Raw genomic sequence first — 13,803 nt, forward strand, 5'->3', positions numbered from 1 at the left:
CGCGACTCGCGCCTCGTGTCGATGGGTCGCCCCGACCCTGAGACCGGGCGGGGTGGTTCTTGCGATCCTGAACCCGGGCGCACGGCCTCCTGACCGTCGCCGAACTCGAGGGAGACGACACGCCCTCGCCCACTCGAGCGAGGGGCGAGGGCGTGTCGGTCGTCCCGACGGGATGTCGGGCCTCCGGCGTCCTAGCGCGGCACGACGGCCACGGGAACGGGGGAGTGCCGCACGATCTTCGTGGCACTGGAGCCGAGGAACACCTGCGCGATCGGGCTCGTCGAGGAGGAGCCGACCATGAGGAGGTCGCCCTCCTGCCAGTCCGTCTCGTGGAGGGCCTCGTCCCAGGTCCGTCCGATGAAGATCTCACCGCTGTGCACGACGCGGTCGAGACCCGCGATCGCCTCGTCGAGCGCCCGGCCGGCCTGCACCCGCCACTCGTCGAGGACCATCTGCGCGTCGCCGCTCACCTCGGTCGGGATCATGCGGCGCGGCTCGACGCCGAACGTGACGACGCGCAGGGGGACGCACGCCGCATCGGCGAGGATCTCGGCCCGTTCGAGTGCGGTGTGCGACGACGCCTCGTCGCGGAACGCGCACGTGACCCGCTCGAGCCCGGCGTTCTCCCCGCGCCGCACGCGATACCCCCGCGGCGCGAGGGCCACCGGCACCGGGCTCGAGTGGAGCAACCTTCCGGCCTTCGACGACACGTCGATCCGGCCGATCGGCGCCTCGCTGCCCGATCCGAGGAAGATCGCGACCGCCTGTGTCTCCTCCACCGCGTCGAGCAGCGCCTGGGGGACCGACCTCGCGGTCGACGCGACGACGTCGCCGTCGATGCCCGCGGCGTCGAGATGACGGCGGGCCTCCTCGACGGCGCGTTCGCCCTCGCGCTCGGCGGCCTCGGGATCGCGGCGACCGATGCCACCCCATCCCGAGGGCATGACCGACAGGACGTGCAGCCGCGCGCCCGTGGAGCGGGCCAGACGACAGGCGAGTTCGACGGCGCCCGAGTCCCGGTGGAACGGGCTCCAGCCCACGACGTAGGTCGAGGTCATCGGTGGTCCTCCTCGGGGATCGGTGAGACGGGTTCGTCGGCGGCGTGGGGATGTTCGGCGGCGCCACCGCGTCGGGCCAGGGCGGCGTGCTTGCGGCCGTACACGAAGTAGAAGGTGAGGACGATCGCCAACCACACGAAGAACGTCGCCCACGTGTGCCAGGACAGACCGTAGAGGACGTAGCCGCAGGCGGCCACGGTGAGGATCGGCGTGACGGGATAGCCCGGCACGCGGAACGGGCGGTACAGCTCCGTGTTGGTGCGGCGGAGCACGATGACGCCGACGGCCACGACGGAGAACGCGACGAGGGTGCCGATCGAGACCGTGTCCCACAGGTACCCCGCCGGGACGATGCCGGCGATGATCGCGATGACGATCGAGACGATGATCGTGTTGTAGTTCGGCGTCATCGTGCGGGTGTTCACGTGCGCGAACTTGGGGGAGACCATGCCGTCGCGTCCCATGGCGAACAGGATGCGGGTCTGCCCGTAGAGGGTGACGAGGGTGACGGAGAAGACCGAGATCACGGCACCCGCCGCGAGGACGATCGCGGGGATCTCCGAGCCCGTGATGGTGCGCAGGATGACGGCGAGCCCGGCGCTCTGCTGCTCGGGGTTGCTGAACTCCTCGAGCGGCTGCGAACCGACGCCCGCGGCGGCGACGAGCAGGTAGACGGCGATGACGACGCCGAGGGCGGCCATGAGCGCCCGTGGCAGCGCCTTCTGTGGATCCTTGACCTCCTCACCGGCGGTCGCGACCGCGTCGAGGCCGATGAACGAGAAGAAGATCGTCGCGGCCGCCGCGCTGATGCCGTGCGCCCCGGCGCCCCAGAAGTTGTCGAACCGGTCGGCCTGGAACGCCGTGAAGGCGATGACGGCGAACATGACGAGCACCGACAGCTTGATGAGCACCATGACCGTGTTGACGAACGCCGACTCCGTCGCTCCGCGCAGCAGCAGCGTCATGCACAGGAACACGAGGACGACCGCGGGCAGGTTGATGAGGCCGACCGTGCCGTCCTCGAACGGGATGGGGGCGTACGACAACGCGTCCGGGAGGCGCCACCCGAACAAGCCCTGGGTGAGCTCGTTGAAGTACCCGCTCCAGCCGACGGCCACCGCCGAGGTCGACACGCCGTACTCGAGAAGCACACAGGCCGCGATGACCATCGCCATGCCCTCGCCGAGGGCGTGGTAGGCGTAGGAGTACGTCGACCCGCTGACGGGGATGGCCGCAGCGAGCTCGGCGTAACAGAGCACCGAGAGACCTGCGGCGAGACCGGCGACGAGGAACGAGACGAGCACCGCCGGCCCCGCATCCGGGACCGCCTCCTGCAGGACGAAGAAGATGCCGGTGCCGACGGTGGCCCCGACACCGAACATCGTGAGCTGGAAGGTGCCGATGGAGCGCTTGAGGTCGCCGGTGTCCCCGGTGTTGACCGGGGCCAACGGCTTGCGGCGCATGATCTGTTCTCGAAGCGTCATTCGCTTGCTCACTTCCCTGGACGTCGCGCAGCTGCGCAGTACGGGTGCAGCCTGCCAGGTCGGCGACGTCCAGGCCCTCGAAACGCGGAACATGTCCCGGGTCTCGTGAATCGGGTCCTCATCCCGTGCGGGGAGCACCGTCACCCGGCCCTCTCGGGCGACCCACGACGATCCCCGTGACGGGGCCTGCCGGTACCCGGAGATCTCGTCGAGGTGACCGGCACGTCGGGGCAGACGTGGACGGGGCGGCGCCCTAGCCCGGGGTCACCATCGCAGCAACGCCAGACCCGCCGCCATGCCGCCTCCGAACCCGGCCAGCAGGATCAGGTCACCGGGCTGCAGGCGGCCGGCGCGGGCCGCGTCGTCGAGTGTGATCCCCACCGAGGCCGCGCCCGTGTTGCCGTACCGCTGAACCGTGTCGTGCATCGTCGCCCGCGACAGCTTCAAGGCCGGCAGCAACTCCGCCAACATCAACCCGTTCGCCTGGTGCGGAACGAAGTGGTCGACCTCCTCCGGCGACACCCCCGCCGACGCGAGGAACTCCTCGACCATCGGCGGGAGCTGCTCCAGCACGAACTCCTTCACCGCACGACCCTGCATCGTGAAGTAGGCCAGACCCGTCTCGTAGTGACGGTCCTCCATCGGGATCCGACTCCCACCCGCCGGCACGATGATCCGGTCGTTCATGTCACCGAACGTGTGCAGCTGCGTCGCCACCACCCCGTGACCCTTCGACTTCGCCGGTCCCAGCACCACCGCACCGGCCCCGTCACCGAACAGCACGACGGTCCGCCGATCCTCCGGATTGAGGACCCGCGAGTACACGTCCGCCCCGATCACCACCGCGTGGCCCCCACCACCCGCGATCATCCGCGACGCCACCGCCGTCGCGAACACGAAGCCGCTGCACACCGCGTTCATGTCGAACGCCGCCGCATTCACCGCCCCCAACGCGTTCTGCACGTACACCGCCGTCGGCGGCTGGGGGTGATCCGGCGACGACGTCGCCACGATGACCGCCGTCAGGTCCTCCACCGCCACACCCGCCGACGCCACCGCTGCGCGTGCCGCCGCGATCGCCAGATCCGACGTCGCCTGATCGTCCGCCACCCAGCGGCGCTCCTTGATCCCGGTCTTCGCCGTGATCCACGCATCGTCCACGCCGGCCCGCGCACCCACCTCGTCGTTGTCGACGACCCGCTCCGGCACGTACGACCCCGTACCCCACACCGCGATGTCCATCTCAGCTCCCTTCGCCGCCACCAGTCTCCCCACACCGCCCTACCCAGAGGTAGTGGTTCGTGGTGAGGCTGGACACAGGAGCGCCGTCGTCGGACGTCGCCCTGGGATGCCGAACGGGGCGGGTGCCGGGTCTGTGACCCCTACCCGCCCCGTTCGGCGTACGCGGTGCTCGCGCCCTGCTGCTGGTCACCGGTCAGATCTGTGCTGATTCCTGCGACCGGGCGATGACGCGGTTCCTATTCGACATCGACCCTGCGCGACGCCCGGCAGGATCCTCGCTGCGCTCCGGTCCTACCGGGCCCCGCTCCGGGATCAGATGTCGTAGTACATCTGGAACTCGTACGGATGCGGCCGCAACCGCAACGGCGCCACCTCGTTGTCCCGCTTCCAATCGATCCACGCGCGGATGAGGTCCTCGCTGAAGACCTCGCCCTCGAGCAGGAACTCGTGGTCCGCCTCGAGGGCGTCCAGGACCTGCTCCAGCGTGCACGGCACCTGCTCGATGTCGGCGTGCTCCTCCGGGGGCAGCTCGTACAGGTCCTTGTCGATCGGCTCCGGCGGCTCGATGCGGTTACGGATCCCGTCCAGCCCGGCCATCAGCTGTGCCGCGAAGGACAGGTACGGGTTGGCCGAGGGGTCCGGGATGCGGAACTCGATGCGCTTCGCCTTCGGCGACGCCCCCGCCACCGGGATGCGGATACAGGCCGAGCGGTTACGCGCCGAGTACACGAGGTTGACCGGTGCCTCGAAGCCGGGCACGAGGCGGTGGTAGGAGTTCGCCGACGGGTTCGTGAACGCGAGCAGCGCCGGGGCGTGCTTGAGCAGACCACCGATGTACCACCGCGCGATGTCCGACAGACCGCCGTAGCCCTGCTCGTCGTAGAACAGCGGCTCGCCGTCCTTCCAGAGGGACTGGTGCGTGTGCATGCCCGACCCGTTGTCACCGAAGAGCGGCTTCGGCATGAACGTCGCGCTCTTGCCCGCGTTCCACGCGACGTTCTTGATGACGTACTTGAACTTCATCACGTCGTCGCCCGCCTGGAGCATCGTGTTGAAGCGGTAGTTGATCTCCTGCTGGCCGGCCGTCCCCACCTCGTGGTGGCTGCGCTCGACCTCCAGGCCCACGTCCGCGAGCTTCAGGCACATCTCGTCACGGATGTCGGCGAAGTGGTCCACCGGCGGCACGGGGAAGTACCCGCCCTTGAACGCGGTCTTGTACCCGCGGTTGCCGCCCTCCTCCTCGCGCCCCGTGTTCCACGCCGCCTCGACCGAGTCCAGCTTGTAGAACGTCGACTGCGCCGAGTTCTCGAAGCGGATGTCGTCGAACACGTAGAACTCCGCCTCCGCGCCGAAGTACGCCGTGTCGGCGATGCCGGTCGACAGCAGGTAGGCCTCGGCCCGCTGCGCGATGTTACGAGGGTCACGCGAGTACGGCTCGTCCGTGAACGGATCCACGATCGAGAAGTTCATGATGAGCGTCTTGCGCTCACGGAACGGGTCGAGGTATGCCGTCTTCACATCCGGCACGAGCTTCATGTCCGACTCGTGGATGGCCTGGAAGCCGCGGATCGAGGACCCGTCGAAGGCCTGACCCTCGGTGAAGAAGTCGAGGTCGACGCTCTTCGCGGGCACGTTGAAGTGCTGCATCACACCGGGGAGGTCGCAGAAGCGGATGTCGACGAACTCGACGCCCTCATCCTCGATGTACTTGAGCACTTCTTCTGGAGTGGTGAACACGGCGATCCCTTCGCTGCTCGACGAGGACGGGAGTCCCGCCCACGTTCTGTCCCGCGCAGGTTAACCAGTGGCCGTTAACCGATCGTCACCGCCATGTTTCGGCGATGTTTCGTGTCGCGGGCCGCCCGGTAGGGTGACCGGCATGATCGACCGTCGCGACATCGGCTCCTGGCTCTCCGGACCTCCCCGCGACACCGCTCCCCAGAGCTACCCCGGGGCCGACCTCGGCCTGCCCGAGCACGGACCGGGCTCGATGTCTTCGTTCAGCAGGCGCATCCCCGCGCTCCTCATCGACGGCGTCGTCTGCCAACTCCTCGCCATGACGCTCCTCGGGTACCGGCAGGGGCAGGGCGGCCTCGCCGCGTTCCTGCCCAGCCTCGTGTTCCTCGTCATGCATCTGCTCATGGTCGGCAGCGGCGGCTACACCATCGGCCACCGACTCCTCGGCCTCCGCGTCGTCCGCACCGACGGCGGCTGGGCCGGGCCGGTGGCCGCGCTCATCCGTACCCTCGCCGTCGCCGTGCTCGTCCCCGGTCTCATCTACGACCGTGACCGGCGTGGGCTCCACGACCGACTGGCCGGCACCGTCCTCGTCCGGGCCCGCTGACCCCCCACGCCGGGCGGACCCCCACACGCCGAACGCCGCACCCCCCGAGGCGGGAGTGCGGCGTTCGGCGTTCGGTGTCGCCGTGGACGATCAGCGGAACTGACCACCGCGGCCCATCGAGCGGACCCGGTTGGGGTCGATGCCCTTGGGGATCGGCGGACGCTGGGCGCCCAGGGCACGCAAGCGACGGTCGACCTCGGTGACCTCGGTCTTGGTGAGCGACTTGGGCAGCTTGCGCATGCGCTTGACGACGTCGCGGGGCGCGACGACGATCTCACCCGTCTTGGGGTTCGCGTCCCCGGAGCCGATGCGGAACAGCGTGACGGGCACGTTGGGCGTGAGGCGGTTGACCTTGCGCTTCTCGTTGAGCAGCAGCTTCGAGGCCCGGCCCGTCGGTCCCTCACCGATGAGGACGACCCCCGGCAGACCCACGGCGCGGAACACCATGGCGGCGTCGTGGAAGTTGGCGCCCCGGCCCCCCTCGACGGCGACCGGCTCCTCGCTGTAGCTCCACCCGCGGCGCAGACCCTGGAGGACGGCGCCGCCGGCACCAGGGCGGCCTTCGAGCGCGCCGTAGGCGGCCCGCTCGGCACGACGGGTGAGGAAGATGAACGCCGCGAGCACGCCGAGCGGCAGGAACACGAACGCCAGGTACACCGGACGGTCGATCGCGAGGCCGATGAGCAGGCCGACGGCCGTCACCGCGAGGGCGATCCCGACGAGCTTGGCCATGATCTGTGGGTCGTCGTGCTTGGCGAGTCCGTAGATCTGCCGAAGCTTCTCGAACCGCGGCTTCTTGGGTGCCTTGACGGCGGTCGCGCCGCCGCGTCTGCCGAAACGGGCCATCGTGTGGTCGTGCTCCTTGGTTCTCGGTGGTCAGCGCGAGCCGGCGGTGACGCGACGCTCCAAGAGCGTCGCGGCCTCCTGGCGAGCAGGTTCGTCGGCGTTCTGGGCGAGGTGGGCGAGGTGGTCGGGCAGGGCACGTCCGGCGCGGCGCATGGCCTGCGCCCACAGCCGACCCGCGCGGTAGGAGGAGCGGACCAGGGGCCCGGCCATGACGCCGAGCATCCCGACGCCCTCGGCGAACTCCGACCAGGCGATGAACTCCTCGGGCTTGACCCACCGGTCGATGGGGTGGTGCAGCGAGGAGGGCCGCAGGTACTGCGTGATCGTGAGGATGTCGCAGCCCGCGTCGTGCAGGTCGCGGATCGCCTGCGCGATCTCCTCCTCCTCCTCACCCATGCCGAGGATGAGGTTGGACTTCGTCACGAGGCCCTCCTCCTTGGCCATCGAGATGACCTTGAGGGACTTCTCGTACGTGAACGCCGGGCGGATCGCGCGGAAGATGCGCGGCACCGTCTCGAGGTTGTGGGCGAACACCTCGGGCCGGGCGTCGAAGACCTGGCCGACGAGCTCGGGCTTGGCGCCGAAGTCGGGCGGGAGGATCTCGACGCCCGTGTTCGGGTTGAGGGCGTGGACGGCCCGGATCGTGTCGGCGTACAGCCCGGCCGCGCCGTCGGCGAGGTCGTCGCGGGCGACACCGGTGATCGTCGCGTACCGCAGGTTCATCTGGGCGATGGACTCGGCGACCTTGCGCGGCTCGTCGAGGTCCAGCGGCCCGGGGCGCCCGGTGGCGATGTCGCAGAAGTCGCAGCGGCGGGTACAGGTGTCACCGCCGATGAGGAACGTGGCCTCGCGGTCCTCCCAACACTCGAAGATGTTGGGACACCCGGCCTCCTGGCACACGGTGTGCAGGCCCTGGCCCGACACCCGTTTGGTCATCGCCGCGTACTCCGGGCCCATCTTCGCGGTGGTCCGGATCCACGACGGCTTGCGCTCGATCGGCGTCTCGGCGTTTCGCGCCTCGACGCGGAGCAGTCGACGACCCTCTGGTGCGACGGTCACGAGTAGTCCTCTCCGTGGTGGGGGGCTCCCAGGGTACTCGGGGGAGCTGTGGGGGTCCGGCACGTCATGGACACGCGTCCGGACCGCCGAAGAACGTCATGCGGGGGCGACCGAGGCTCGGGCCTCGTGCCGGGAGACCGGATCGAGAACCCGGTCGAGGTGGGCCTTGGCGAGCGGCAGGACCTCGGCGACGGTGACGTCGCGCCCGAGCTCCAGCGACAGGTTGGTGATCCCGGCGTCGGCGATCCCGCACGGGACGATGACGCCGCCCCAGGACAGGTCGCAGTCGCAGTTGAGCGCGAAGCCGTGCATCGTCACCTCGTGGCTGACGCGGATGCCGATCGCGCCGATCTTCCGCTCGGGTCGGCGCTCGTCGGCGGCGATCCACACACCGCTACGGCCCTCGACCCGGCCGGCCTCGACGCCGAGGTCGGCGCAGACGCCGATCATCGCGTCTTCGAGGCGTCGCACGTGGGCGACGACGTCGACCGGACCCGGGAGGTGCACGATCGGGTACCCGACGAGTTGACCCGGGCCGTGCCAGGTGATCTTGCCACCGCGGTCGACCTCGACCACGGGCGTGCCGTCGAACGGGCGCTCGTGGGGCTCGGTGCGCTTGCCGGCGGTGTAGGTCGCCGCGTGTTCGAGCAGGATGACGGTGTCGGGGAGCTCACCCGCGACGACCGCCGCGTGGACCTGTCTCTGGTGCTCCCACGCCTCGACGTAGTCGACGAGGTCGGGGGCGAAACCCATCTCTTCGTAGCGCACGTCGTTCACTCCTTGTCGCGGCCGACCAGCCAACGGGCGGCGGAGGCGCCGTCCGGGTGCTCGAACGTGAAACCCGACTCGAGCAGGACCGCGGGCTGGACCCGTTGACTCCCGAGGATGTCCTCGGCGAACTGCCCGAGCATCGCACGGACGGCGAACGCGGGTGCCGGGACCACCGCGGGCCGGTGGAGGACGTCACCGAGCAGGGCCATGAACTCGCCCTGGCGGACCGATACGGGCAAGGCGATGTTCACCGGGCCCGTGATCTCCGGGTGGTCCACGAGCCACAGCAGGGCCCGGACCTCGTCGGCGACGGTGACCAACGGCCACCACTGCTGACCGTCGCCGAGGGGTCCACCGAGGCCGAACTTCGCGAGCGGGAGCACCTTCTCCATCGCGCCGCCGTCGGGCGAGAGCACGATGCCCGTCCGCGCGAAGGCGACGGGGGAACCCCCCTCGAGGGCCGGACGCATCTCCCCCTCCCAGGCCCGCACGACGTCGGCGAGGAAACCCCGACCGCCCTCGCTGTCCTCGGTGAGCACGTCCTCGCCCCGGTCGCTGCCGTAGATCCCGACCGCGGACCCGCTCACCACCCGGATCGGGCGGGCCTGTGCGAGCACACCCTCGGCGAGGGTGCGGGTGCCGTCGACGCGGGAGCGGCGGATGACCTTGCGGTACTCCGGCGTCCACCGCTTGTCGGCCACTCCGGCCCCGGCGAGGTGGACCACGGCGTCGACGTCGGCGAGCACCTCCGGCTCCAACGGCTCACCCGGTGTCCACCGCCGCTCGGCGCCGGACCTCGGATCGCGGCGCACGAGATGGACGACCTCGTCACCCCGGGTCACCAGCGACTGCGACAGCGCGGACCCGATGAGGCCCGAGGCCCCAGTGATCGCTACCCGCATCTCCACTCCTTCGTCGTGGTCCTACCGGAACACCCCCTACGGGGGCTCCCATTCCGCCCGATCCCGACCGGCACGACCGCCACACGATCGACACGCCGGGAACGGAGCGGGGCGGTGGATGCACCCACCGCCCCGCCTCGTTCACCACACCTCACGCGGCTCCCGGCGGGCGCGGCTCGCTGCACTCGTGCGACCCCACCGGAACCCGCTACATCGTCAGACCACTGTGTTTCTCGCGGTCTTCCTCACGCGGCTCCAGGCGGGGTCGGCTCGCTACGCTCGTGCGACCCCACCGGAACCCGCTACGTCGTCAGACCACCGTGTTTATTGCGGTCTTCCTCACGCGTGCTCCGGCGGGGTCGGCTCGCTGCGCTCGTGCGACCCCACCGGAACCCGCTACTTCGTCAGACCTCGAAGGCGCCTTCTTCGAGGCGCTTCTTCAACGTCGACAGGAACCGGCCCGCGTCCGCACCGTCGACCGCGCGGTGGTCGTAGGTGAGGACGAGGTACTGCATGTGCCGGATGGCGATCGAGTCGTTGCCGTACTCGTCCTGGACGACGACCGGACGCTTGACGATCGCGCCGGTGCCCAGGATGCCGACCTGCGGCTGGTTGATGATCGGCGTGTCGAGCAGCGACCCGTTGCTGCCGATGTTCGTGATCGTGAACGTGCCGCCACCGAGCTCGTCGGGGGTGACCTTGTTCGTGCGGGTGCGCTCGGCGAGGTCGGCGACCTTGCGGGCGATCCCCGCGATGTTGAGGTCACCGGCGTCACGCACGACGGGCACGAGCAGCCCGCGCTCGGTGTCGACCGCGATCCCGAGGTGCTCGGCACCGTGGAAGACGATCTCCTCGCCCTCGACGCTGCTGTTGAGCACCGGGAACGCCTTGAGGGTCTCCACCGTGGCGAGCGCGATGAACGGGAGGTAGGAGAGCTTGACGCCCTCCCGCTTCTCGAAGTCGGCCTTGGCGCGGGCACGCAACGCGGCGACGCGGGACATGTCGACCTCGACGACCGCCGTGAGCTGCGCCGACGTCTGCAGCGACTCGACCATGCGCTGGGCGATGATCTTGCGCAGACGCGACATCTTCTGGCTCGTGCCGCGCTTGTCCGACGGCTGCGGGACCGTGGAGGGCGCAGCCGAACCCGACGGCGCCGACTGCGGAGCCGGGGTCGACTCGGCGGGAGCCGGGGCCTCCTTCTCCTTCTCGGCCGCCTCCTTGGCGGCCCGCGCGGCGTCGAGGACGTCCTGCTTGCGGATACGCCCGCCGACGCCGGTGCCCTTCAGGGTGTTGAGGTCGACGTCGTTGTCCGCGGCGAGCTTGCGCACCAGCGGGGTGACGTACGCCGAGGCGTCGGTCTCCTCCGCCTTGGCGGGCGACTCGGCGTCGTCGGAGGCGCCCTTGGCCGGAGCCGACGTCTCCTCGGCCACCTGCTCGTCGCCGCTGCCACCGGAGGACGCCTTCGCCTCGGTCGGAGAGTCGGCCTTCTCCGGCTTCTCAGCCTTCTCCGGCTTCTCCTCCGGGGCGTCCTTCTCGGAGGTGTCCGTCGGCTTCTCCTCCGGCTCGGGCTCGGGCTCCGGCTCCTCGTCGGCGGAGTCCTGTTCGGCCGCGCCGGAGTCGTCGCCACCGTCGCCACCGATGATCGCGAGGTCGGCGCCGACCTCGACGGTCTCGTCCTCCTGAACGAGGATCTTCGTGAGCGTGCCCGCCACCGGCGAGGGGATCTCGGTGTCGACCTTGTCGGTGGACACCTCGAGGAGGGGCTCGTCGAGCTCGACCTCGTCTCCCTCGGCCTTGAGCCACTGGGTGACCGTGCCCTCGGTGACCGACTCGCCGAGCGCGGGCATCGTGACCTTCTCGCCACCGCCACCACTGCCGCCGGACGACGCCTTCGGCGCCTCACCCGAGTCCTGCGACGTGTCGGCCTTCTCCGGCTCGTCGGATTCCGCGGACGGCGTCGCCGGGGTCTCCTCGGCGGTCTCCTCGGACTCCCGCTGCGCGCCGGACTCGTCCTTCTTCTCCTCGGTGTCGCCCCCGGAGTCGTCGGACTCGGCGCCATCGCCGCCCTCGTCACCGCCGTCGGCCTCGGAGGGGTCACCGATGATCGCGAGGTCGGCGCCGACCTCGACGGTCTCGTCCTCCTCGGCGAGGATCTTCGTGAGCGTGCCCGCCACCGGCGAGGGGATCTCGGTGTCGACCTTGTCGGTGGAGACCTCGAGCAGCGGCTCGTCGACCTCCACGGAGTCGCCCACGCTCTTGAGCCAGCGGGTGACGGTGCCTTCGGTGACCGACTCGCCCAGAGCCGGCATGGTCACGCGTTCTGACATTTCTCGTGTCTCCTCGGGTGTGCGGTGATGTCGCGAGTCTAGAAGAGGGCCGCGGCTCCGGCGCGGGCGGCCGGGGTGGGCGTCGTGGTCTGGTGAGGTCGGGGCCGGGAGTGGCTCCCTTCGCTCCGGTGGGGCGAGGCGCCCCGGGGGCGGGATGGGATCCGGGATCGCCGGAGCCGATCAGGAGTGGGCGTGCAGGGGGCGACCGGCGAGGGCCATGTGGGCCTCGCCGAGGGATTCGTTCTGCGTGGGGTGGGCGTGGAGGAACTGCGCGACCTCCTCGGGCAGCGCCTCCCACCCGACGATGAGCTGGGCCTCGCCGACCTGCTCGCCCATGCGGGCGCCGATCATGTGGATGCCGATCACGGGGCCGTCCTTGCGGCGGATCACCTTGACGAAGCCCGCGGTGGCGAGCATCTGGGACTTGCCGTTGCCGCCGAGGTTGAACTCGATCGATTCCACCGCGTCCGCCCCGAACTGCTCCTTGGCGGTGGCCTCGGTGAGGCCCACCGAGGCGATCTCGGGGTCGGAATAGGTGACGCGAGGGATGCCGGACTCCACGAGGGGTTGGACGGGCAGCCCGGCGATGTCCTCGGCGACGAGGATGCCCTGGGCGAACCCACGGTGGGCGAGTTGGAGGCCGGGCACGATGTCGCCGACCGCGTGGACGCCCTCGACGTCGGTGCGGCAGCGTTCGTCGGTGAGGACGAACCCGCGGTCCATCTCGACCCCGATCTCCTCGAAGCCCAGGCCGGCCGTGACGGGACCACGCCCGACGGCGACGAGCAGGAGGTCGGCCTCGATGCTCTCGCCGGACTCGAGGGTGACGGTGACGGCGTCGTCGGACTGCGTCGCGCTCTGGAACCGCACACCGGTCTTCGCGACGATCTTGCGCTTCTTGAACGCCCGCGCGAGCGCCGTGGAGATCGCCTCGTCCTCGAGCGCGACGAGCCGGGGGAGGGCCTCGATGATCGTCACCTCGGAGCCGAACGACCGGTACACCGAGGCGAACTCGCAGCCGATGACGCCGCCGCCGAGGACGACGACCCGGGCGGGCACGGTCTCCAGCGCCAAGGCCTGCTCGCTGGTGACGATGCGGCCACCGATCTCCAGCCCCGGGAGGGACTTCGACGTCGACCCGGTCGCGAGCACGAGGTGAGACCCCTGGAGGCGTCGCCCCTCGACCTCGACGGTGTCGCGCGCGACGACCCGCCCCTCGCCCTGGACGTAGGTGATGCCGCCTGACTTGACGAGCCCCTGGAGGCCCTTGTGCAGGCGGCCCACCACGCCGTCCTTGTACGCGAGGACCCCGGGCATGTCGATCGAGTCGAAGCTCGCCCGCACACCGAACCTCTCACTCTCGCGGGCGTTGTCGGCGATCTCGGCCGCATGGAGGAACGCCTTGGTGGGGATGCATCCGCGATGGAGGCACGTGCCGCCGAGGAGGTCCTTCTCGACGAGGGCGACGGTCTTGCCGAGCTGCACGGCCCTCAGCGCACAGGCGTACCCGCCGCTGCCGCCACCGAGGATGACGATGTCGAAGGTCTCGGGGGCGGAGGTCGTGTCGGTCATGCGGGCGGCTCCTCATCGGGCGCGGTCTGCGGGACGGTACCGACGCGGTGGCGGCGGACCGACGGCGCCGCCGAGGTGGGGTCGGCGCCGACGGGCCCAATCCTCGCACGGGAGTTCTCCAACGGCGGCGTTTCCGGGACCCGGAGGGTGACACGGGCCACAGGGCCCGCCTCGGCCCGTCCTCCAGGGCCGGCA

Annotated in this window: 11 protein-coding genes; 1 reads left to right on the forward strand and 10 read right to left on the reverse strand. The window is 70.2% G+C overall.

Annotated elements, in window-relative coordinates; all coding sequences use genetic code 11:
* Window positions 1-191 precede the first annotated feature (191 nt).
* The 4 genes from RT054_RS06550 to glnA all read right to left on the reverse strand — a co-directional run bounded on the left by RT054_RS06550 (window position 192) and on the right by glnA (window position 5,521).
* Window positions 192-1,058, reverse strand: coding sequence for a universal stress protein (locus RT054_RS06550; RefSeq protein ID WP_313022672.1), 867 nt, complete (start codon window positions 1,056-1,058; stop codon window positions 192-194).
* Window positions 1,055-2,542: an amino acid permease gene (locus tag RT054_RS06555; protein ID WP_313022673.1), complete on the reverse strand. Its 1,488-nt coding sequence runs from the start codon at window positions 2,540-2,542 to the stop codon at window positions 1,055-1,057. The genes RT054_RS06550 and RT054_RS06555 overlap by 4 nt, the downstream gene beginning before the upstream one ends.
* A gap of 264 nt (window positions 2,543-2,806) precedes the next feature.
* Window positions 2,807-3,784 carry a ketoacyl-ACP synthase III gene (locus tag RT054_RS06560; protein WP_312720647.1) on the reverse strand — a complete coding sequence of 326 codons (978 nt, stop codon included), beginning with the start codon at window positions 3,782-3,784 and terminating at the stop codon, window positions 2,807-2,809.
* 312 nt (window positions 3,785-4,096) lie between these two features.
* Complete coding sequence (gene glnA, locus RT054_RS06565; RefSeq protein ID WP_312720644.1) at window positions 4,097-5,521, reverse strand: type I glutamate--ammonia ligase; 1,425 nt, start codon at window positions 5,519-5,521, stop codon at window positions 4,097-4,099.
* Between the two features lie 142 nt (window positions 5,522-5,663).
* Here glnA and RT054_RS06570 point away from each other — a divergent pair, with 142 nt between their 5' ends.
* Complete coding sequence (locus tag RT054_RS06570) at window positions 5,664-6,128, forward strand: RDD family protein (RefSeq protein WP_313022675.1); 465 nt, start codon at window positions 5,664-5,666, stop codon at window positions 6,126-6,128.
* 90 nt (window positions 6,129-6,218) lie between these two features.
* On the opposite strand, the gene RT054_RS06575 is transcribed toward RT054_RS06570, so the two are convergent.
* The 6 genes from RT054_RS06575 to lpdA form a co-directional block, all read right to left on the reverse strand.
* Complete coding sequence (locus RT054_RS06575) at window positions 6,219-6,974, reverse strand: DUF4191 domain-containing protein (RefSeq protein WP_312720640.1); 756 nt, start codon at window positions 6,972-6,974, stop codon at window positions 6,219-6,221.
* 30 nt (window positions 6,975-7,004) lie between these two features.
* On the reverse strand, window positions 7,005-8,033 hold the full coding sequence (lipA, locus tag RT054_RS06580) for a lipoyl synthase (protein ID WP_312720637.1): 1,029 nt from the start codon (window positions 8,031-8,033) through the stop codon (window positions 7,005-7,007).
* Window positions 8,034-8,129: 96 nt separating this feature from the next.
* Window positions 8,130-8,801 (reverse strand): lipoyl(octanoyl) transferase LipB, encoded by a 672-nt coding sequence (gene lipB, locus RT054_RS06585; RefSeq protein WP_313022677.1) that lies wholly within the window; start codon window positions 8,799-8,801, stop codon window positions 8,130-8,132.
* A 5-nt stretch (window positions 8,802-8,806) separates the two neighbouring features.
* Window positions 8,807-9,706, reverse strand: a complete 900-nt coding sequence (locus RT054_RS06590) for a TIGR01777 family oxidoreductase (protein WP_313022678.1) — start codon at window positions 9,704-9,706, stop codon at window positions 8,807-8,809.
* Between the two features lie 404 nt (window positions 9,707-10,110).
* Window positions 10,111-12,036, reverse strand: coding sequence for a 2-oxoglutarate dehydrogenase, E2 component, dihydrolipoamide succinyltransferase (sucB, locus tag RT054_RS06595; protein ID WP_313022680.1), 1,926 nt, complete (start codon window positions 12,034-12,036; stop codon window positions 10,111-10,113).
* A gap of 180 nt (window positions 12,037-12,216) precedes the next feature.
* Window positions 12,217-13,608: a dihydrolipoyl dehydrogenase gene (gene lpdA / locus RT054_RS06600; RefSeq protein WP_313022681.1), complete on the reverse strand. Its 1,392-nt coding sequence runs from the start codon at window positions 13,606-13,608 to the stop codon at window positions 12,217-12,219.
* Window positions 13,609-13,803: the final 195 nt, after the last annotated feature.

This window comes from Mobilicoccus sp. (assembly GCF_032060985.1).
Lineage (GTDB): Bacteria > Actinomycetota > Actinomycetes > Actinomycetales > Dermatophilaceae > Mobilicoccus.